20 protein-coding genes and 2 pseudogenes are annotated in these 20634 nt (G+C 69.3%); 10 read left to right on the top strand and 12 right to left on the bottom strand.

From position 1 onward, the window contains the following. Window positions 1–180: 180 nt before the first annotated feature. From ACZ7HQ_RS42025 to ACZ7HQ_RS42045, 5 genes are all read right to left on the bottom strand, one after another. Window positions 181–1182, bottom strand: a complete 1002-nt coding sequence (locus ACZ7HQ_RS42025; RefSeq protein WP_471001969.1) for an SIS domain-containing protein — start codon at window positions 1180–1182, stop codon at window positions 181–183. Between the two features lie 103 nt (window positions 1183–1285). Then, window positions 1286–2131, bottom strand: coding sequence for an ABC transporter permease (locus ACZ7HQ_RS42030; protein WP_471001972.1), 846 nt, complete (start codon window positions 2129–2131; stop codon window positions 1286–1288). Continuing rightward, window positions 2128–2973 (bottom strand): ABC transporter permease, encoded by an 846-nt coding sequence (locus tag ACZ7HQ_RS42035; protein ID WP_471002027.1) that lies wholly within the window; start codon window positions 2971–2973, stop codon window positions 2128–2130. Before ACZ7HQ_RS42035 ends, ACZ7HQ_RS42030 begins: the two co-directional genes overlap by 4 nt. Window positions 2974–3002: 29 nt before the next feature. After that, window positions 3003–4274: a polyamine ABC transporter substrate-binding protein gene (locus ACZ7HQ_RS42040; RefSeq protein WP_471001975.1), complete on the bottom strand. Its 1272-nt coding sequence runs from the start codon at window positions 4272–4274 to the stop codon at window positions 3003–3005. Window positions 4275–4290: 16 nt separating this feature from the next. After that, window positions 4291–5484 carry an ABC transporter ATP-binding protein gene (locus tag ACZ7HQ_RS42045; RefSeq protein ID WP_471001978.1) on the bottom strand — a complete coding sequence of 398 codons (1194 nt, stop codon included), beginning with the start codon at window positions 5482–5484 and terminating at the stop codon, window positions 4291–4293. A 232-nt stretch (window positions 5485–5716) separates the two neighbouring features. Between ACZ7HQ_RS42045 and ACZ7HQ_RS42050 the strand changes: the two genes are divergently transcribed. Beyond that, entirely contained in the window at window positions 5717–6820 is a 1104-nt protein-coding gene (locus tag ACZ7HQ_RS42050; protein WP_471001981.1) for a LacI family DNA-binding transcriptional regulator, read from the top strand. Between the two features lie 162 nt (window positions 6821–6982). Here the strand turns inward: ACZ7HQ_RS42050 and ACZ7HQ_RS42055 are convergent, their stop codons facing one another. Both ACZ7HQ_RS42055 and ACZ7HQ_RS42060 read right to left on the bottom strand, forming a co-directional pair. Beyond that, complete coding sequence (locus ACZ7HQ_RS42055) at window positions 6983–7165, bottom strand: hypothetical protein (protein WP_471001983.1); 183 nt, start codon at window positions 7163–7165, stop codon at window positions 6983–6985. Further along, entirely contained in the window at window positions 7162–7557 is a 396-nt protein-coding gene (locus tag ACZ7HQ_RS42060; RefSeq protein ID WP_471001985.1) for a hypothetical protein, read from the bottom strand. The genes ACZ7HQ_RS42055 and ACZ7HQ_RS42060 overlap by 4 nt, the downstream gene beginning before the upstream one ends. Before the next feature lie 599 nt (window positions 7558–8156). Here ACZ7HQ_RS42060 and ACZ7HQ_RS42065 point away from each other — a divergent pair. The 8 genes and pseudogenes from ACZ7HQ_RS42065 to ACZ7HQ_RS42100 form a co-directional block, all read left to right on the top strand. Then, window positions 8157–9008 (top strand): ABC transporter substrate-binding protein, encoded by an 852-nt coding sequence (locus ACZ7HQ_RS42065; RefSeq protein ID WP_471001987.1) that lies wholly within the window; start codon window positions 8157–8159, stop codon window positions 9006–9008. Between the two features lie 2 nt (window positions 9009–9010). Then, a complete protein-coding gene (locus tag ACZ7HQ_RS42070) occupies window positions 9011–9760 on the top strand; it encodes an amino acid ABC transporter permease (protein ID WP_356309759.1) in 750 nt (249 codons plus the stop codon). Beyond that, window positions 9757–10527, top strand: a complete 771-nt coding sequence (locus tag ACZ7HQ_RS42075; protein WP_471001990.1) for an amino acid ABC transporter ATP-binding protein — start codon at window positions 9757–9759, stop codon at window positions 10525–10527. Before ACZ7HQ_RS42070 ends, ACZ7HQ_RS42075 begins: the two co-directional genes overlap by 4 nt. A gap of 44 nt (window positions 10528–10571) precedes the next feature. Further along, window positions 10572–11654 carry a LacI family DNA-binding transcriptional regulator gene (locus ACZ7HQ_RS42080; RefSeq protein WP_471001992.1) on the top strand — a complete coding sequence of 361 codons (1083 nt, stop codon included), beginning with the start codon at window positions 10572–10574 and terminating at the stop codon, window positions 11652–11654. Window positions 11655–11801: 147 nt separating this feature from the next. After that, entirely contained in the window at window positions 11802–12926 is a 1125-nt protein-coding gene (locus ACZ7HQ_RS42085; protein ID WP_471001994.1) for an NAD(P)/FAD-dependent oxidoreductase, read from the top strand. 29 nt (window positions 12927–12955) lie between these two features. Further along, window positions 12956–13987, top strand: a complete 1032-nt coding sequence (locus ACZ7HQ_RS42090) for a Gfo/Idh/MocA family protein (protein WP_471001996.1) — start codon at window positions 12956–12958, stop codon at window positions 13985–13987. Window positions 13988–14030: 43 nt separating this feature from the next. Beyond that, entirely contained in the window at window positions 14031–16064 is a 2034-nt protein-coding gene (locus ACZ7HQ_RS42095) for an oxidoreductase (protein ID WP_471001998.1), read from the top strand. A gap of 60 nt (window positions 16065–16124) precedes the next feature. Then, window positions 16125–16289 (top strand): annotated as a pseudogene (locus ACZ7HQ_RS42100) (IS701 family transposase); the annotation flags it as partial. Here the strand turns inward: ACZ7HQ_RS42100 and ACZ7HQ_RS42105 are convergent. From ACZ7HQ_RS42105 to ACZ7HQ_RS42120, 4 genes are all read right to left on the bottom strand, one after another. Beyond that, complete coding sequence (locus tag ACZ7HQ_RS42105; protein WP_471002000.1) at window positions 16229–16528, bottom strand: DUF5133 domain-containing protein; 300 nt, start codon at window positions 16526–16528, stop codon at window positions 16229–16231. The pseudogene ACZ7HQ_RS42100 and the gene ACZ7HQ_RS42105 sit on opposite strands and share 61 nt — an antisense overlap. Before the next feature lie 35 nt (window positions 16529–16563). Beyond that, window positions 16564–17415 carry a SigB/SigF/SigG family RNA polymerase sigma factor gene (locus tag ACZ7HQ_RS42110; RefSeq protein WP_471002003.1) on the bottom strand — a complete coding sequence of 284 codons (852 nt, stop codon included), beginning with the start codon at window positions 17413–17415 and terminating at the stop codon, window positions 16564–16566. A gap of 74 nt (window positions 17416–17489) precedes the next feature. Continuing rightward, complete coding sequence (locus ACZ7HQ_RS42115; RefSeq protein ID WP_471002005.1) at window positions 17490–19352, bottom strand: alpha-L-fucosidase; 1863 nt, start codon at window positions 19350–19352, stop codon at window positions 17490–17492. Between the two features lie 276 nt (window positions 19353–19628). Beyond that, window positions 19629–19763 (bottom strand): hypothetical protein, encoded by a 135-nt coding sequence (locus tag ACZ7HQ_RS42120; protein WP_471002008.1) that lies wholly within the window; start codon window positions 19761–19763, stop codon window positions 19629–19631. 329 nt (window positions 19764–20092) lie between these two features. Here ACZ7HQ_RS42120 and ACZ7HQ_RS42125 point away from each other — a divergent pair, with 329 nt between their 5' ends. Continuing rightward, window positions 20093–20548: an FAD-binding protein gene (locus tag ACZ7HQ_RS42125; RefSeq protein ID WP_471002010.1), complete on the top strand. Its 456-nt coding sequence runs from the start codon at window positions 20093–20095 to the stop codon at window positions 20546–20548. On the opposite strand, the pseudogene ACZ7HQ_RS42130 reads toward ACZ7HQ_RS42125, so the two are convergent. After that, window positions 20484–20620, bottom strand: a pseudogene (locus tag ACZ7HQ_RS42130) (IS110 family transposase); the annotation flags it as partial. The gene ACZ7HQ_RS42125 and the pseudogene ACZ7HQ_RS42130 overlap by 65 nt on opposite strands. Window positions 20621–20634 lie beyond the last annotated feature (14 nt).

Raw genomic sequence — 20634 nt, forward strand, 5'->3', positions numbered from 1 at the left:
CTCCTGCGATCCAAAAAGTTGTCCCGGTTTTCTCCCCAAAAGCGAGGGGTGTTAACGAGTTCGGAGGAGGCGGGGCGCCGTCGCGGGGGGGGGCCCCCCGCTCGGGGCGTGCCGGTGCCTGGGCACCGGCAATGTCGGGGCGGATGGACGGCGGTGGGACGGCGATGGGACGGTGGGCGGTCAGTAGTCCATGACGCGGTAGTAGCGGCGCAGGTCCAGGGAATGGTCGCGCACCCGCTCCAGGTGCTTGCTGACTCGGTCCATCACGGTGTCCATGACCAACGGTGCCAGCAGACCGCGGAACTCGGGGCTGATGCCGTCCAAGGGGTGGTCGCGGGTGTCGAAGACGGTGACGTCCTTGGAGACGCGGCGGGCGAAGGCCTCGGCCCGGTCGGTGAGCGCGCGGGTCTCGTCCTCGCCCTGGAAGACGATCACGCTGGTGTCCTCCTCCAGCAGTTCCAGCGAGCCGTGGAAGAACTCGGCGCTGTGCACCCGGGTGGTGCGCAGCCACTGCATCTCCTCGAGGATGCACATGGAGTACAGGTAGGTGAATCCCCACAGGTTCCCGCCGCCGATGAGGAAGTGGTAGTCGGTGTCCTTGTGGGCCTCTGCGAAGTCGGACGCCGCGGGCTCGGCCCGGCGGGCGACCTCCACCAGAATGCGGGGCAGGCCGGCGAGTTCGTCGGCGAGGCGTTCGTAGCCCTCGAACTCGCCCCGCCTGGACAGCAGCCGGCCCATGAACAGCAGCATCTGGACGTCGAACGGCCAGGCCTTGGGCGCGGAGACCAGCGCGGTGTCGACCCGCTGGGCGACGGGGGAGTCGGGGTGGCCGGTGAAGCCGATCGTGTACGCGCCCCGCTCCTTGCAGTAGTCGATGGCCTTGACGCTGTCCTCGGTGGTGCCGGAGACGGAGGTGAAGACGGCAGCGGTGCGCTCGCCGAGGCGGGCGTCGCCGGAGACGACCAGCTCCGCGGCGACGGCCGCCCGCACCGGCAGCACCGAGGTGCGCCGGGCCAGGTGTTCGTAGGGCCACATCTGCGCGTAGGTGCCGCCGGTGCCCACGAGGAGGACGTTGTCGTAGCCCTCGTCCACGAGACGGTCGACGACCTTCTCGATCCGGGGGCGCAGCGCCACGAGGCTTTCGGTGTGGGCGACGAACTCGGCTTCGTTGAAAGAGAGCATGGTGGTGATGTTTCCTTCGAGGGGGTTGTGTCCAACCGGCCGTTATGGGCTGGAGTGCTGAGGGGCGCGGGTGCGCGGGACGCGCGGATACGGGAGTGTGGGGTCAGGCCGTGCGGCGCCGGGAGAACAGGACGTTCGCACCCGCGATGATCAGGCCGCCGACGAAGATCAGTGTTCCCATGACGTTGACCTGCGGGGGTACACCGGTGCGACCGGCGCTGTACACCCACAGCGGGAAGGTGACCGTCCGGCCGGCGTTGAAGCTGGTGATGACGTAGTCGTCGATGGACAGGGCGAAGCACAGCAGGGCACCGGAGGCCACACCGGGCAGCAGCATCGGCAGGGTGACCAGCCGGAACGCCGTCCAGGGCCCGGCTCCCAGGTCCCGGGCGGCCTCCTCCAGCGTCGGGTCGTGACTCGCCATGCGGGCCCGTACGGTGATGGCCACGTACGGGATGCAGAACGCCACGTGGGCGAGAAGGATGGTCCAGTATCCACGAGGCACGCCGAGGACGATGAACAGCGACAAAAGGGCGGCGCCCAGGGCGATTTCGGGAGCGGCGATGGCTGCGAACAGCAACAGGTCCACGGAGCCGCGGCCGCGGAAGCTGTGGCGGCCCAGGGCCAGGCCGATCGGGGTGCCCAGCAGGGTGGCGACCACCGTGACGATTAGCGCGATGGTGAGACTGTTGACCAGCGCCGAGGTCAGGTTGGGGATGGCGAACAGGTGGCGGTACCAGGTGAGGGTGAAGCCCTGCCAGGTGAAGTTCACTTTGCTGTGGGTGTCGTTGAAACCGAACAGGACCATGACGGCGATCGGCAGCAACAGCCACGCCAGCACCAGCCAGGTGTACACGGTGAGCGTGGGACGGCGGTGCGGGCGGCGGCCGGTGCGCGGCTGGGACGTCTCGGTCACGTCCTGGGCGGGAGCGACGGTGTCCGTGGTCATCGCGCGGCCACCTCCAGCACGTCCTCGGTGCCCAGGGCGCGGGCGTACGCGAACACGGCCAACAGCAGGGTGCCCATGAGCACGAAGGACAGGGCGGCGGCTGCCGGGTAGTCGAGGTTGGTGAAGTACTCGGTCTGGATGATGTTCCCGATCATGGTGGTCGAGGGGCCGCCGAGGATGCCGGCGTTGACGTAGTCGGCGGAGGCAGGCACGAAGGTCAGCAGCACGCCCGCGAAGAGCCCGGGCAGGGACAGCGGCAGCACCACGCGCCAGAAGGTCTGCGCCCGGGAGGCGTACAGGTCGGTGGAGGCCTCGATCACCTTGGCGTCCATCCGCTCCAGGGCCACGTACACGGGCAGCACCATGAAAGGGAGGAAGTTGTAGGTCAGTCCGCCGATCACCGCGTACGGGGTGGCCAGGACGTGGAAGCCGGCGGGCAGCAGCCCGAGGTGCTTGAGCGGGCCGAGTAGGACGCCGTTGTCGGCGAGCACCACGTTCCAGGACTGGGTGCGGATGACGAAGGAGACGAAGAAGGGCAGCAGAAGCACGAAGAGGAACACCGACTTGTGCCGGCCGGCCCGGAAGGCGATCCAGTAGGCCACCGGGTAACCCACCAGGGCACAGGCGGCGGTGGCCGCGGCGCCATAGCACAGGGAGCGGACCAGCTGCACGTGGTAGGTCTCCACCACGGCCGCGTAGGTGTGGAAGTGGAAGGTCTGGCGGAAGCCGTCGATGAAGTCACCGGTCTGCAGGGACAGCGACACCATGACGAGCACGGGGGTCACGAAGAAGGCGGCCAGCCACAGCCAGCCGGGCAGCACCATCAGATACGGGGCCGGCACCGCGCGGGGCCGGCGCCGTCGGCGGCGGGTCAGGACTGGTAGATCGGTTCGAACAGCGCGTTCCACTGCTTCTCCTCCGCTTCGTCGAGCACCCGCAGGTGGCGCAGCTTGGATTCGTCGGCCTTGGTCGGGAAGACCAGAGGGCTGGTGCTCAGGGACGCGAGCAGGGGCCGGCGCTTGCCGGTGGCGGCGGCCGCGTCGCGCGCGATGACCGCCCGGGCGTCGGGGACGGGGCAGACGAACTGCACCGCCTCGCTGATCCTCGCCGCGACCTCGGGCCGGTAGACGTAGTCCATGTAGGTCAGGGCGTCGACGGGGTGGGCGGCAGTCGAGGGGATGCAGAGGTTGTCGGTCCACAGCAGTCCGCCCTCGTCGGGGATGACGAACTCCAGCCGTGAACCGCTCTGGTTGGCCTGGAAGACGTCACCGGAGTACACCAGCGAGGCGTACAGGTCACCGCGTTGGAGGGAGGACTGGTAGGTGCTGGTGCTGTAGGAGCGCACCAGGCCGGCGTCGCGCTGCTTGCGCAGCCAGGAGGCGGCTTTGCGCCAGTCGGCGTGGGTGGACTTCTCCGGGTCGACGCCGATGGCGAGCAGGGCGACGTTGCCCATCTGCACCGCGTCGTTCCACATGCCGATCTTGCCGCTGAGCTTCGGGTCGAGCAGGTCCTGCCAGCTGGTGATTCTCCGGCCCACCTTGGCCGGGTCGTAACCGATGCCGGTCATGCCGGACTGCCAGGGCACGGTGTAGACGTTGCCGCGGTCGAAGGAGGAGTTCTTGAACGCGGCTCCGCCGTACTTGGCGAAGTGGGGCAGGCGGCTGTGGTCGAGTGGGGCGAGGTAGCCCAGTTCGATGAACTTGGTCAGGTAGCTGTCGCCGCCGACCACCATCAGGTCGTAGCCGATGCCCTGTCCGGAGGCGAACTCCGGCTGGATCTTGCCGAACCAGGAGGCGCTGTCGTCGATCACCTCCTCGTAGGTGACCTTGATGCCGGTCGCGTGGGTGAACGCCGCCAGGGTGGGGTGCCGGCTCTGGTCGGCGGGGTCGGTGTCGATGTACTGGGTGTAGTTGGCGAAGCTGAGCCGGTCCTTCTTCTTCCGGCCGGTCCAGAAGTCGCTGACGGCGGCGGCGATATCGGTGGCCGTGCGGGGCACGGGCTTGCGGGCGCCCGGCACGCTGCACGCGGCGAGCGGGGCCAGGGCGGCGGCGCCGAGTGCGGCGCGCAGCAGACCGCGCCGGGAGCATCGGCGCTCGGTCAGTCCGCGCAGCCAGGGCGCGGGAGGTGTGGGCTGCAGGGGCATGGTGGTCGACCTGTCGTCAGCTCGGTGTGAGAGAACCGGAGTCGGGGGCGATCCGGCCGGCGGCGGACGTGGCCGGTACGGCGGGCGGGGCGCCCAGGGGGTAGGAGTGGGCGGTCGCCCAGGACAGCCAGACGGTGTCGCCGCGGGCCGGTACGACGGACGCCGTGCCGTCGTTGGGCTGGAAGACGGTCATCTCCGCGCCGGCGCTCGTGGCCACCGTGTAACTGGTGGAGGTGCCCAGGTAGACCACCTCGCGCACGGTCCCGCGGATGCGGCTGGCGGCGCCTGTCGGACCGGTGGTCATGGTGATCTTCTCCGGCCGCACCGTGAGCTGGACGTCCGCTCCGGCGCCGGGCGCGGCGGACACCGGGACGGTGATGCGCTGTCCGTCGTCGAGGTCGATCACCCCGCCCTCGGGTCCGGTGCTGGTCAGACGCCCGCTGATCAGGTTCGAGGTGCCGATGAAGCCGGCGACGAACGCGGTGGCGGGCCGCTCGTAGACCTCCTGCGGGGGAGCGACCTGCTCGATCAGCCCACCGTTCATCACCGCGATCCGGTCCGACATGGTCAGCGCCTCGGCCTGGTCGTGGGTGACGTAGATGAAGGTGATGCCCACCTCGCGCTGGATCCGCTTGAGCTCCAGCTGCATGGACTGGCGCAGCTTCAGGTCGAGCGCGCCCAGCGGTTCGTCCAGGAGCAGGGCGCGCGGGCGGTTGACCAGAGCCCGCGCCAGGGCCACGCGCTGCTGCTGGCCGCCGGAGAGCTGCCGGGGGCGCCGGTCGGCCTTGTCGGCGAGTTCGACGGTGTTCAGGATGCGGTCGACCCGGTCGTGGATCTCGTCCTTGGGCACACGTCGGCGGCGCAGCCCGAACGCCACGTTGTCCGCGACGCTCAGGTGCGGGAAGAGCGCATAGGACTGGAACACCATATTGATGTCCCGCTTGTTGGCCGCGACGCCGACCATGTCCCGGCCGTGCAGCAGGATCTGCCCGCTGCTCGGTTCCTCGAACCCGGCGATCATCCGCAGGGTGGTGGTCTTGCCGCAGCCGGACGGCCCGAGCAGCGAGAAGAACTCTCCCTCGCCGATGGTGAGGTTCACCCCTCGTACCGCCGCGGTGTCGTTCACACCGCCGAAGTCCTTGACGACGTCGACGAGGGTGATGGCCGGGCCTGCGGTGGCCGGTGGTGGCGAAAGAGTGTCGGTTGCCATCGCGGAGACCTCCGGAGTTCGGATGGGGGAGAAGCGGGCGGCCGTCGGGCGGGGTGCGGGGACGGCCGTCCGGAAGGCGGCGGGCGGATGCGTTCCGGCGAGGATTGATAACGTTACCAACGCGGTCGTACCTTACCCACGGCCCAACGCCTCACGTCAATGGTTGAATGGCGCTGAATTCCACCGCCAAGTTCCCCCGGTGTTCGCCGGGCCGACATGGAGAGAGCCGGACATGCCCCCAGAAGCGCAGCCGCGGCGACGCGTGACCATCCCGGACGTCGCCCGGCACGCCGGTGTGGGGCAGGCGACGGCCGCGCGCGTCCTCGGTGGGTACGGATCGGCGAGCGCGGCCACCCGGGAACGGGTGCTGGCCGCCGCCGCCGAGCTCGGCTACAGCACCAACGCCGTGGCCCGTAGCATGATCAGCGGCCGCACCGACACCCTCGGAGTGGTCGTCGCCGACGTGGAGAACGCCTACTTCGCCCGCGCGGTGCGTGGCATCGCCGACGTCGCCGCCAAGGCGGGACTGCAGGCCATCCTCGCCAACAGCGACGAGGACAGCGAGAAGGAGAAGGCCGCGGTCCAGCTGTTCATCGAGCGCCGCGTGGACGGACTCGTGGTGGCACCGGCCGCCACCGACGACGAACACCTCGCCCGGGCCGTCTCCGCCGGCATCCCGGTGGTGCTCCTCGACCGTGTCCTCCCCGGAGCCGCACTGGACACCGTGGTCGTCGACAACCGGGGAGCGGTCAAGGCGGCGGTGACCCGGTTCACCGACGCCGGACACACCCGCATCGCGGTGATCACCTCGGCCATGCCGGGCGACGACGGCACGCGGCTCGCGCCAGGCGCGGACATCTGGACGACCACGGAACGCGTCGCCGGCTACCGCCAGGCCCTGCGCGCGGCCGGCATCCCGCGCTCTGCGGAACTGATCCGGCACACCGGCTACGAACGGGCCTGGGCACGCTCGGCCGTACTGGAGCTGATGACCTCCGACGACCGCCCCACCGCGCTGTTCACCACCGACAACGTGGCCACGCTCGGCACCCTGGACGCCCTGCTCGACCTCGACGCACACATCCCTGGCGACGTCTCGGTCATCGGCTTCGACGACGCGGAGTGGACCACCCTCATCCGGCCGCGGCTGAGCGTGGTCAGCCAGCCCGTGCAGGAACTCGGAGGCCTGGCCGCGGACATCCTGATCCGCCGCATCAACGGAGCCGCAGCCCGCCCCCGCCGACACACCCTGCACACCACCTACATCGACCGCGAGTCGACCGGCGCTGCGCCCACCCGCGTACGAGGCCTCCGCGCCCCGGCGAACCACCCGTAGCGCGACGACGGCGCCCGCCGCGCCCGCCGGTCGGCCCGCCGTCCCGCGGCCGGCGTCACGCCGCGGGGACGCCCGGTGCGCACGGCTCTTGGAACGGGCTTGGTCGACCTTCCGGCTGGCCGATCGTGGCCGTCGGCCGAACCCCTTCAGGGATGACTACCTTCAGGTGGCGACTCCGGGCGTCACCGTCCACCGGGACACCGCCTCGGCTGTCGGCCGGAAGTCCTTGTACTGGATGTGCTCGGGTTTCGGCGGTGCGGCGAGTGAGGCCCCTGTTCGAAGGACTTGCGGGAGCGTGCCGGGCGTCGCGACGGGGCGGACGTCGCCTGCCGCACCACTGGTCACCGTTGGCATTCGAGCGGCGCTGACGCGAATGCCCGCGAGGAGGGCCACGCAGCGTTCGGTGGGAGGGAGGCCGGCGGCTTTCCCGGCGGCGAGGACTGCCGATGGTCGATGAGTTCGCGTGTCAGCGCGCGGGTGGTGATCACGACGGTGCCGCCGGGCCTGAGCATCGAGCAGCACTGGGCGAGGATCTCGGTGAAGGTGTCCAAGAACCGGTCGGTGGAGACGTGGGTGAGGTCGGAGTGGTCGTGGCTGTAGCGGTAGTGCTTCTTGGCTACGCCGCGTCCGCCGGCCTCGCAGGTGGAGCGGACCTGCCCGTGCACGGAGCTTCCATACGGCGGTGAGGTGACTGCGAGGTTCACCTCACCGTGGAGGGCGGCGGGTAGGAGCTGCATGAGCTTCGGGCGTCACCGCATTGCACGGCGCCGGCGCTGCTGCCGTGTTCCCGACGGGCGGGAGCAGCGTTGAGACGTGCGAGGTCGGCCCACTTCGGTTCGTACACCACGCCGAGGACAACTGCGGACGAGGTGGATGGCCTCCACGAGGGTGGTGCCGATGACGCACATCGGGTCGAGCGCCAGGTCGCCGGGGCCGGTGTAGGTGGAGATGGCCTGGGCGGCGATCCGCAGGAGCATCTTGGAGAGTGGGCGGCCGAGCCGGGCGCGTAGCCGGCTTTGCGCTGCGCCGGGCGGAGGTGGGAACGGGGCAGGGTCTGCCTACTTCGGTCGAAAGTATTGACGCTCCGCAAGCGCGGTGAGAACGTTCTCTCACCCCCTCGGAGAGAACGTTCTCTCTTCGGCGGAGGTGGTGATGCACGTGTCATCGCTTCGCCTGTGGTGCGGCTACCGGGAGATTCCCCGGCCGACAACCACTGCCGGGTGCGGCCCTCTTCGGCCCTGGTCGGCATCTGTTCCACCTGCCCTCTTGTCCGGGCCGATCAGTCGGATCCGGACCTCAGCACACGCGCGAGTGTCCCGGCACGCATGGAGGAGTTATGGGGAAGGCCCGTTCAGCGAAAAGTGGGGTTGCCGCGGTGGCTGTGCTGCTGCTCGCGGTGACAGGCTGCGGTTCCGGGGGGAGGTCCGGCGGGGCGGGCTCTGCCGGGCAGGCGCAAGGGGTCGGCCAAGCGGGCGTACTGAAGATCGGTACCTCGAACAACATGAAGCCCTACGCGTACGAGGAAAACGGCAGGCTGACCGGCTTCGAGGTCGATCTCATCTCGGCAGCCGCGCGGAAGCTCAAGCTCGAGCCGCAGATCGTGTCCCTGGACTTTTCCGGGCTGCTGCCGGCGGTCGGCAACCGGCAGTTCGACGTGGCCGCCGCGGCGATCGGCATCACTACGCCGCGCAAGAAGATGGTTGACTTCTCCGACGGCTATCTCGCCGGCTACTTCGGCGTCCTCACCAGGCCGGACAGCGGGATCACCGCCTCTGTCGAGAGCGTGAAGGGCAAGCAGATCGCCGTGCTGCAGGGCTCCATCGAGGACGCCAACGCCAGCACGTTCCTGCCGGGCGCGAACATCGTCCGGTTCCCCGATGACAACTCCGCCGACCTGGCGCTGAAGAACAACCGAGTCGCTGGATTCTTCAACGATTTCGAACCGAACCTCGGCATCGTCAAGAAGTACGCGGACCTGCACCTTAAGCAGCCGATCACCCTCCCCGCCACCGCCTTCCCCGCCGGGTGGGCGGTGCGCAAGGGCAACACGAAGCTGGTCGGCGAGCTCAACAGCGCGCTGAAGCAGCTGGTCGGCGATGGCACCTGGCTGAAGCTGTACAAGAAGTACTTCCCGCAGGACCCGGTGCCCACCGGCAGCCAGCTGCCCCCGTACACCGCCAAGGGATAGCCATGAACGCCTTCCTGCACAACTTCTTCGACTGGCAACTGATCGGCCAGGTGCTGCCGGACCTGCTCACCTACGGGCTGCGCAACACCCTGGTCCTCGCGGTGACCTCCGCGCTGCTGGGCAGCGTCATCGGCATGGTGCTGGCGATCATGGGTCTGTCGCATCGCTGGTGGCTGCGACTGCCCGCCCGGATCTACACCGACCTCTTCAGGGGCCTGCCTGCGGCTTTGACCATCCTGATCGTCGGCGAGGGAGTGTTCTCGGCGCAGATCAGCTGGCTGACCTCGCCGTACCCGGTGGCCGTCCTTGCGATGAGCCTGATGTCCGGTGCGTACATCGGCGAGATCTTCCGCTCGGGCATCCAGAGCGTGGACAAGGGCCAGGGCGAGGCGTGCCGTGCCCTGGGCCTCACCCACGGCCAGGCGCTGCGCCTGGTGGTGGTGCCTCAGGGCGTGCGCAAGGTCCTGCCCGCGATGGTCAACCAGTTCATCGCCATCATCAAGGACTCCAGCCTGGTCTACTTCCTTGGCCTGATCACCAGCCAGCGGGAGCTGTTCCGCATCGGTCAGGACGACGCGACGACGACCGGCAACCTCTCCCCGCTGCTGGCCACGGGGCTGTGCTACCTGCTGCTGACCGTCCCGCTGACCCACCTGGTCAACTACATCGACCGGCGGCTACGCGAAGGCTCCCGCCCGGCCACGGCGGCCCAGGAGCCGTCCCTCGTCGATCCGAAAGAGGCGCTGGTATGACGACGCCGGATGTGACAGTCCCTCCCGACTCGCGGCGCTATGAAGGGGCCTCTCTGGAAGCCCGCGACGTGCGGATGAGGTTCGGGCCGGTCGAGGTCCTGCGTGGCGCGGACCTTCTCGCCCCGGCCGGCGAGGTGGTGTGCGTGATCGGCCCGTCCGGTTCGGGGAAGTCGACGCTGCTGCGCTGCCTGAACGGGCTGGAGACCCGCTCGGCGGGCCGGATCCTGCTGGGCGGCGAGGACACCTCGACGATGGACATCAACGTGCTGCGCCAGCGCGTCGGCATGGTCTTTCAGCACTTCAACCTGTTTCCGCACAAGACCGCGGCGCAGAACATCATGCTCGCGCTGCGGCATGTGAAGAAGATGTCCCAGGAGCAGGCGGAAGCGATTGCCCGGCAGCGATTGCGGGACGTGGGCCTGGCCGACCGCGCGGGACACCGTCCGACCCAGCTGTCCGGCGGTCAGCAGCAGCGGGTCGCCATCGCACGGGCCCTGGCCATGGAGCCGCAGGTGATGCTCTTCGACGAGGTCACCAGCGCCCTCGACCCGGAACTGGTCAAAGGTATCCTGCAGTTGATGGCAGGCTTGGCCCAGGGTGGCATGACCATGGTCGTTGTGACCCACGAGATGGGGTTCGCCCGAAAGGTCGCCGACACGGTGGTGTTCATGGACGCGGGGGTCGTGGTGGAATCCGGGCCGCCCGAGCAGATCTTCGACGCTCCCGCGTCGCCGAGGCTGAAGACCTTCTTGTCGCAGGTGCTGTGATGCCGGCCGGCACAGGAGCCACGCATGGGCGCAGGCGCCCGACGGTGGCCGACGTCGCCCGCGAGGCGGGCGTCTCGGTGGCAACGGCCGGCCGGGCGCTCGGCAACTACGGCCGCGTCAGGGACGACCTGCGCGAGCAGGTGCAAGCAGCCGCACAACGGCTCGGGTACTCGCCCAACGCCGTGGCGCGCAGCATGCGCTCCGGCGGTACGCGCAGCATCGGCTTCGTCGGCGCCGACATCTCCAACCCCTACTTCGCCACCGCGATGCGCGGCATCTGCGACGTGGCCCGGGAGCAGGGCTACGAGCCGATCCTGGCCAACAGCGACGACCGGCTCGAGGTGGAGCGCGCCGCGGTCAACGTACTGCTGGACAAGCAGGTCGAGGGCATCGTCGTCGCGCCAACCTCGGTCACCGACGTCGCCCACCTCACGCGGGCCCAGGAGCTGGGCGTGCCCATCGTCCTGCTCGACCGGCACATCGGAACGCTCGAAGCGGACAGCGTGGTGATCGACAACGAGGCGGCCGCCTACGAGGCAGTCTCGCACCTGCTCGGACTCGGCCACCGGCGGGTCGGTCTGCTCGCATGCGTCGACCCCGCGGAAAGCCCGGAACTGGTAGCGCGGACCGGCGACGGACGACTTACGGTACGGGGCGCGGCCCGCCCCTCCATCGACCGCATCCGGGGCTACCTGGCAGCCCTGGATGACCACCGGGCGACCTCTTCGGCCGAGCTGATCCAGTGCACACCGCTCAGCGATGCGGTGGAGGCCCAGCGGAAGGCGGAGGCCCTGCTGGTACAGCCACAGCCGCCCACGGCCGTCTTCGCCACCGACAACGTCACCACGCAGGGCCTGTTCATGGCGGCACGTCGGCGGGGACTGACGATCCCCGCAGACATCTCCCTGGTCGGCTTCGACGACCTGGACTGGACGACGCTCGTTGCCCCGCCGCTCACCGTGGTGGCCCAGCCGCCGCTGGAGATGGGCCGCGCCGCCGCGGCGCGGCTCTTCGAGCGGATCAAGGGCGACGACCGCCCAACCGAGCGGATCGTTCTGCCGACCGAGCTGATTGTCCGCTCCAGCACCGCCGAGCGCGGCCCCGGCGTGCTGAAGCACCCCGTCTGATCCACCAGACCCGAATCCGCCGCTGATCCACCGCACCCGAATCTTCGGCCGGAGCACCTTCGAGGCGCCGCAGCCGACTTACGGCAAGCGCTGCGCCCACACGGGCTCCCCGGCCGTGCCCGCCACCGGAACATCGAGAGGTTTTCCATGCGTACTTCCCTTTCCCGGCCCCGCGTCGCCGTCCTGGGCGGCGGCGTCATCGGGATGGCGACCGCGACGCAACTCGCCCACCGCGGAGCACAGGTCGTCCTGGTCACCGAGTCCGAACTGGCCGCCGGGGCATCGGGCCGCTCTCTGTCCTGGCTCAACTCCTTCGGCGGCATGCGCTCCGAGGCCTACCACCACCTGCGGTTCCTGGGGATCGACCGCTACCGCACGTTCGCCGCCCGGAATCCGTCCTTCGACTGCCTGAGGTTCGACGGCGGACTGACCTGGGCGGCTCCGGGTGAGGAGTCGCACCGCGTGGCGTTCGAGCACATGCGGCGCAACGGCTACGACGCCGTGTGGCTGACCCGCGACGAGGTCGCACAGTGGGCGCCCGGCGTGAACCCGGCCGCGATCCCCGACGAGGGTGCCATTTTCAACCCCGGCGAGGGCTGGGTGGACCTGGTCGCACTCGTCCAGCACCTGGCCGGTGAGTTCACCGCGGCCGGCGGCCTGATCCTCGCTGGGGCCGGCGCTGCCGGCGTGGTGGTCGAGAGCGGCCGGGCGGTCGCGGTGCGCACGGGCGCGGGGGAGCGGATCGACGTCGACGCGGTCCTGCTGGCGACAGGTGCCGACGTGCCGAACATGGTGCGCCCGTTCGGGGTGGAGATCCCGGATGCGACGCCCACGGCGCTGCTGGTACGCACCAAGCCGGTCGACACGACCCTGCGCGCCACCCTGAACACCCCGCGTGTGGCGTTGCGGCCCGCCCCGGGCGGGGCACTCGTGATGGACTCCGACGCCTCCGCGGCCGAGGTGATCGACCACGCGGACGGCACCTACGAGGTCAAGGACTCCACCGTCGAGCAGTTGCTGCGCGAAGCGACGGCGGTACTGGCCGGCACCCCGCGGCTGGAACTGGACTCCTACGGCGTGGGCCGCAAGCCGATCCCCGGCGACGGCGATCCGGTCCTCGGCGAACTCGACGAGGTCCCCGGCTTGTCCATCGCCTTCACGCACAGCGGAGCGACCATCGCCCTCATCACCGGCGAGCTGCTGGCCGACGAGATCATCACCGGCGAGCGCAGCCCGCTGCTGGCAGCGTTCCGGCCCGGCCGCTTCCGTTGACTCCGGCCGCCACGGAAAGGGGATCACGCATGATCACGCCCGTACGCATCGGTCTGGTCGGTTACGGCTTCGGCGGCCGGTACTTCCATGCGCCGCTGATCGCCTCCGCTCAGGACTGTGAATTCCTCGGGGTGGTCACCACCTCACCCGAGCGCCGTGCCCAAGTGGCCCGTGACCTGGACCGGCCGACGTACGCCTCGCTCGAGGAACTGGCCCGGGCCGGCGCCGAGGCGGTCGCGATCTCCACGCCGGCGGCCACCCACGCGACGTTGGCGCAGGAGGCGCTGAAGCTGGGCCTGGCGGTGGTCTGCGACAAGCCGTTCGCGCTTGACGCGGAGTCGGCACGGGAGACCGCGCAGCTGGCGGACCGGCTCGGTGTTCCGCTGACTGTCTACCAAAACCGACGCTGGGACTCCGACTTCCGCACCCTGCGCCGGCTGATCGACCAGGGAAGGCTGGGCACGCTGACCCGGTTCGAGTCACGGTTCGAACGGTTCGAGCCCGAGCCAGGCCCACCCGCCGCGGGCGGCGGCACCCTACTGGACTTCGGCAGCCACCTGGTCGACCAGGCCCTCGTGCTGTCCGGGCCCGTGGAGCGGGTGTACGCGGAGATGCACCACCGCGACGGCGAGGGCAGGCTGGACGACGACGTCTTCGTCGCGCTGACGCACCACAGCGGCGTGCACTCGCACCTGTGGGGCAGTTGGCGACAGGGCGCCCCGGGCCCACGCATCCGGGCGACCGGCACCTCGGGCACCTACCTCGTCGACGGGATGGACGGGCAGGAGGCGCTGCTGCTCGCAGGTGCCTCTCCGGCCTCGGAAGGCGACCACTGGGGAGCCGAGCCCGAGAACCGCTGGGGACAGGTGCTGCGCGGAACGCACGCCGAGTCCGTGCCCTTCGCCCGCGGTGCGTGGGACCAGTTCTACCCCGCCTTCGCCGCGGCGGTCCGCGGCGCCGGTGCGGTGCCCGTCGATCCGTGGGACGCGGTGGCCACAGCCATCGTTCTGGACGCCGCCCGCGCCAGCGCCGGCAGTGGCCGAACCGTGCGCCTGCCCTGACCCCCGCACCCACCCCTCTCGGCCCGGCGAAGGAGTCCTGCCCGTGCGTGTGAACGACCCCGTCCTGCAACCCCTGCGGATCAACAACCTGACGCTCAAGAACCGGATCTACAGCACCGGGCACGCGCCGTCCGGCTGTCTTCAGGACGGCGCGCCGGGCCTGCGGTACGAGCTGTACCACGAGGAGAAGGCCAAAGGCGGCATCGCCCTGACGATCATCGGAGGTTCGAGCAACGTCGCGGCAGACTCCGCGAACGTCTTCGATCAAATCTACGCCGGAGACGACGCCATCCTGCCGTTCTACCGCTCCATCTCCGAGCGGGTGCACCGGCACGGTGCAGCCATCATGATCCAGCTGACCCACATGGGCCGCCGCTCGAAGTGGGACATCGACCAGTGGCTGCCCGCTGTCGGCCCCTCCCCGGTGCGCGAACGGGCACACCGCAGCTTTCCCAAGGAGATCGAGCACTTCGACATCGACCGAATCGTCAAGGCCTACGGCGCGGCCGCCCGCAGGGCGCGGGAGGGCGGCCTGGACGGCATCGAGATCGCCGCCATGGCCGGCCATCTGATCGACCAGTTCTGGTCGCCGCGCACCAACCACCGCACTGACGAGTTCGGCGGCACTCTGGAGAACCGGCTGCGCTTCGGCCACATGGTGCTCGAAGCGGTCCGCAAAGAGGTGGGTGACGACTTCGTCGTCGGGATGCGCGTCCCCGGCGACGAGGGCACGGCAGACGGCCTCGCACCCACCGACTGCGTCGGCATCGCCACGGCGATGGCCGGCACCGGCAAGCTCGACTTCCTGTCCGTCATCTACGGCTCCGGCAACACCGACCGTGAACTGGCCGACGTCATCCCGGTCTACGGCCGACCGCTGGGCGCCCACCTCCCGGTGGCGGCCGCGATCCGCAAGGAGGTCGGCATCCCGGTCTTCCACGCCGGCCGCATCGCCGACCTGCCCACCGCCCGGCACGCCATTGACGGCGGCTTCGCCGACATGGTCGGCATGACGCGGGCGCACATCGCCGACCCGCACATCGTTGCCAAACTCCTCGCCGGACAGGAGGAGCGCATCCGTCCCTGCGTCGGCGCCACCTACTGCGCCTCCCGGGTCGAGACCTTCTGCCTGCACAACCCCGCGACCGGCCGGGAAGCGGTGATCCCGCAACTGGTCAGCCCAGCAGCCCTCACCAAGCGAGTGGTCGTGATCGGCGGCGGCCCGGCGGGACTGGAGGCCGCCCGCGTCTGCGCGGCACGCGGGCACCACGTGACGCTGCTCGAAGCCGCCGACCGGCTCGGCGGCCAGGTGATCCTCGCCACCCGGACCCCCAGGCACGCAGAGAAAGCGGGCATCATCCACTGGCTGGCCCAGGAGACGAAGCACCTGGGAGTGACGGTACGGCTGAACTGCCTCGCCGAGCCTGCCGACGTCCTCGCCCTGCAGCCCGACATAGTGATCGTGGCGACCGGGGGGCTCCCGAACACTGCCGTACTCACGACCGGTGAGGAGTTGGTCGCCTCGACCTGGGACGTGCTGAGCCGGATGCCCCGGCCCGGCACCAAGGTACTGATCTTCGATGACCACGGCGGGGAACAGGCGCTGACCGCCGCCGAGCGGCTCGCCGCCACGGGCGTGCAGGTGGAGATCGTGACCCCCGACCGGCATGTCGGAGCGGACGTCACTGGCACGATTTACCCGGACTACCTGCGCACCCTGTACGCCCACGGTGCGGTGCTGACTCCGGACCATGTCCTGCGCACGGTCAGGCGCGAGGGCAGCGCACTTGTGGCCACGCTGGCCAACGCCTACACCGACGCAATGTGCGAGCGAACCGTGGACCAGGTCGTCGTCGAACACGGCACCACCCCCGCCGACGACCTGTACCACCAGCTGCGGGTGAGCTCCCGTAACCTTGGCCAGACCGATCCGACCGCCTTGGTCGCAGGCCAGCCACAAGTCCAGGTGACCAATCAGGACGGCACCTACCAGCTGTTCCGCATCGGTGATGCGGTTGCCCACCGCAACGTCCATGCCGCGATCCTCGACGCTCGCAGACTGTGCATGGCCATGTGAGGTCGGCCTCGAGCCCCCCGTCGGCTGCACCGTCCAGCGCGGCGGCGACACCTTGGATGTGTGGACGCACACGAAGTGAGCCGTGTACGGGCCAGGTTGGCGTGATACGTGGCTGACGTGTTCGCCTCGGCGCCGCGCAAGGACCAGCGGGCCAAGAGCGACTGCTACCTGCGGGGACTGTCAATCCCCTCCGAACGTGGAGACCTTCCTATGCAGCCAGCTCTTCGGTGAGGCCGGCTCGGTGGTCGTGTCGTAGTGGGCCGGACTGCCTGGATGGCGAGACAGAAGCATGCTCTTTCCAGAGCCTGGATGACCTCGCATGTACCGGCCCAGTCGCACAGGGCGTAGGCGAGATCGTGCAGCCGGGGCCTGGGAGCAGCGGCTTCGGACAGTGCCTCCTGGACGAGCTGTGACCGGGCGTCCTTCACACCTCGGCGCAGGGTGGCCGGGAGGGGCGTCAGCATCCCGGGAACGCTCCTTGAAGCGTGGCCAGTCGTTCTCAAGCCGCCCGGCGGCCGCCGGTCCGCTGCGCGAGGGCTTCGTCGCGGACGCGGGCGCAGCTGCGGCTGATCAGCCGGGAGACGTGCATCTGCGAGATGCCGAGCTTGTCAGCGATGCGGCTCTGCGTCATGTCTTCGAAAAACCGCATGTAGAGGATGGCTCGTTCCCGGTCGGGCAGGCGGCGCAGCCCCGCCTTTGCGGCCTCGCGGCCGACTACGAGGTCGTAGGAGCCGTCGGCCGCGGCCACCGTGTCGGCGAGGCTGTAGCCGTCGTCGCCGGTGGTCAGTTCGGCGTCCAGGGACAGGGCGCTGAAACTCTCCAGCGCTTCCATACCCGCTGCGACCTCGTCCTCGGCGAGGCCAGTGTGGGTGGCGATGGCGGCCACGCTCGGTTCGGGGCTGCCCGGATTCTGAGCGAGCTCCCGGCGGGCCATCCGAACGCGGTTGCGCAGTTCCTGCATCCGGCGGGGCACCCTCAGGGCCCACATGCGGTCCCGGAAGTGCCGCTTGACCTCCCCGGTGATGGTCGGCACGGCGTAGCTCTCGAAGGCGCCGCGGGAGGGGTCGAACCGGTCGACCGCCTTGACCAGTCCCAAAGCCGCCACCTGCCGCAGGTCCTCGATCGACTCGCCGCGGTCGCGGAAACGGGAGGCGATCCGGTGCGCCATGGGCAGCCAGGCGCCCACGAGTTCGTCGCGCACGGCGTCCCGCTCCGGACCGTCGTCCAGGTGCGCCAGCTGGGCGAACAGGGCCGCGGTATCGGGGGCGTCGTCATGGGTCCGCCGCGCAGGCGTTCCGCCGAGGGTCGTCGTGGGCGTTCCGGGACGGCTCATCGATATGTCGGTCGGCATGCGGAATCGATCCCTAAACGATCTCAGGGGCGCCCCCGAAGACGGCGCTTGCGGGGCCGACCCCAACGGTACTGTCAGGGGTTTAGCCAGTGGCATGGTCTCTCGCGTAGGTGGGAGATTTCGCAGCCCGGATCGGTGGTCTCCATGTGGTCACCCCCGTTGAAGCACCGGTAGAGCGGGACCGTGCCCGCGACCTGAGCGGAGTGGACGTAGCCCAGGACATGGTCCTTGCCGTAGCGGGAGGCTTCGCAACGAGTGTCGGTCGTCTCCATGTGGTCCCCGCCGCTGGGGCTGTAACACCGGTAGAGCGGCACGGTGCCGGCGATGACGTAGCCGATGGGGCCGTCACTGGCGTAGCTGGGGGATTCGCAGTTGGGGTCGGTGGTTTCCATGTGCTCGCCGCCATTGAAACACCGGTAGAGCGGTACGGCACCTGGAACCTGAGAGGTGTAGACGTAGCCGGTGACACCGTCCCTGGCGTAACGAGGTGACTCGCAGCCCGGGTCGGTGGTCTCCATGTGGTCACCCCCGTTGAAGCACCGGTAGAGCGGGACCGTGCCTGGGACCTGGGTGGGATAGACGTAGCCGGTGACACCGTCCCTGGCATAGCGAGGTGACTCGCAGCCCGGGTCGGTGGTCTCCATGTGGTCACCGCCGTTGAAGCACCGGTAGAGGGCGACGGGGCCGGAGTGGCTGGAGACGGTCAGTTTGATCGCGGTGTCGTTGGCATCCCAGGATCCCGGGAGGGTGAGTCTCACGCCTTTGGTGTCCTGGCTGAGCGCCACGGGTGTGCCGTCCTTGACCAGGGAGGCGGACCCGAAGACCTTGCCGTCCCGGGGCAGCGGAAGAGTGACGGTCCTGCCGGCCGGGGGGTTGAGCACATGGATGTACTCGGTTGCGTCGTCGGGTGACTTGGTTGCCACGCCCCAGGGCAGGTCGGCGATGCGGGTACCGGCGTCGGTGGGATAGGACGTGCTGGGTCTGGTGCCGAAGATCGATTGCTTGACCGGGTCGATCCAGGTGCCGATCTGATGCAGTGTCGCCATGACTCCGGGTTCCCAGCCGCCGTCGGCGTAGGGGCCGGTGCCCCAGGCAATGCCGCCGCCGTCGCTGTTGGTGGCAGCCTGAAGCACGGTGTAGCGGAACATGCTTGCCGGGGAGTAGCGCAGGGTGCTGGTCGGCCGCTGGGCCCACCACGTTTCGGTGAAGATCGCGCCGACGGGCTGGGTCTGGCCGGGCCACAGGTTCCCGTCTGGCTGGGCGAACTCCTCCCAGCCGTAGTACTCCTTCATGCCCTTGTCCATGCCGTACAGGGAGCCGTGGTTGTTCTGGATGAGGACCGCGTGCGGGCTGACGGCCTTGATCGTGCTGCGCAGTTGGGGGTAGTCGACCACCCTGCCGCTGTCCGCGGCGGGGCTTCCCTCGTCCAGGAATAGGCCGTCGACGCGGTCGCCGTAGCGCTGCATCATCTCCCGGTAGATGTCGTCGATGAAGGCGTTCCATCTGGGCCGGTCGAAGTCCGACCCGGGGTCCCAGCCCTTGTCGGGCGGCGGGGGCTGGATGCCCCAGCCGGTCTTCTGTTTGTCCGCGGCGCTGAATTCCATGCCGTCGCGGGGGTGGGTGTAGAGGTAGACGTGGATGCCCTTGGCCTTGACCGCGGTGATCATGTCGCCGATCAGGTCGCGATTGACTCGATGGTCCGGCAGTCCCCAGTCCAGCATCTTCTGGCTCGGCCACAGGGTGACCATCCTGGAGTGCCAGGCGGTGAAGATGACGTACTGCACCTTGGCGGAGGCCAGTTCGTTGGCGAACCGTTCGGCGTCGAAGCCGTTCGCCTGCATGTTGGGCTCGGAGACGGTCGCTCCGCCGGAGTTCACCGTGAGGCCGGGCACGAGGTGCACGAAGAGCCCGTACTTCTGGTCGAGAATGTTGGTCATTCCGTCATCGGCACGGGCTGGTTGTGCCTGGAAGGGCACCATAAACGCAGCCATCAGCAAAACAAGCGGGATGAATAAATTCGCTAGCTTCTGTCTGCCGGATAAGCCCATGAGCGGATCCTTTCGTCCAGTCTGGGATAGGGCGCTCTACAGTCCCCTGATTGCAGGTACCGCAAACCAGGCATGGCATGGACCCGCCGGAGTGCGTTCCATGACTGGCCGAAGGCACCATGGTGATTGGCGCAGAGAAGAAATCGGGCCCGTAGTCCGGTCGGCCTACACACCCTCAAGGAATACGCGGTTCCAGGTGAAGTCAGCGAAGGGCGCGTTCACCAGCACCCACGGTGCGGTGATCCAACCGCCGGTGGTGCGGACGAAGACGCGGGAAAGGTCATAGGGGTCGTAGTGCACCTCCTACAGCCCGCGCTTGGCCGGAAGACAGTGCTCGAACGCGACGTCCTGTCCACCGCCCAGGCCGTCCCCGTCCTGGCACGCCACGCGGCCTGCTCCCGGTCAGCCGGGCCGTCGCCTACCTCCTCGACCACCAGGACGACGACGGAGGATTCACCTCGGTCCCCGACCAGGTCGGCCCGCGGCCCCTGCCCTTCGACTACCCGGTACTCACCGACATCCACACCCTGGCCGCCCTCACCCGCGCCCATGTGCCCGCCCCCCACGTCCCCCGGCCCACCCGCGCGCCCGGCACGACCGGTACGAACTGGTCGGCGCCTCAGTCGAGGATGAGCGGCGCACTGCTGAGGCCGGAGCAGGCCGCCTACGAACAGGCCCGGCTGCTGGTCAACCAACGCTTCGACCACATCCGCCCACAGGCCATCGCCTACCCAGCTGACGTCCAGGACGTCGTGGAGTGCATGAACTTCGCACGGGAAGGCCGCATGCCACTGGCGCTGCGATCCGGCGGCCACAGCTACGCCGGATACTCCACCGGCCCCGGGCTCGTGCTCGATGTCAGTTCCCTCAACGCCGCCACCGTGGGCGGTGGGCGGGCGCTGTTCGGCGCCGGGGTCAAGGGCATGCAGGCCCATCTGGCGCTGGCCGCCGCCGGTGCCGGGCTGCCGCTGGGCCGCTGCCCTACCATCGGCCTGGCCGGCGTCACCCTCGGTGGCGGACGGCTTCGGCGTCGACGGCGTCGGTCTTGCCGTGGCGCCGCCGGGCGGCCTTGTCCGGCTGGTTGACCTCGGTCACCTCGATGCCCTCCGCTGACCTGTCAGGGCTGCCCCGCAGGATCCGGTGCACTCGACACCACTCGGAACGCCGCGTG

The organism is Streptomyces sp. NPDC037290, from assembly GCF_055603245.1.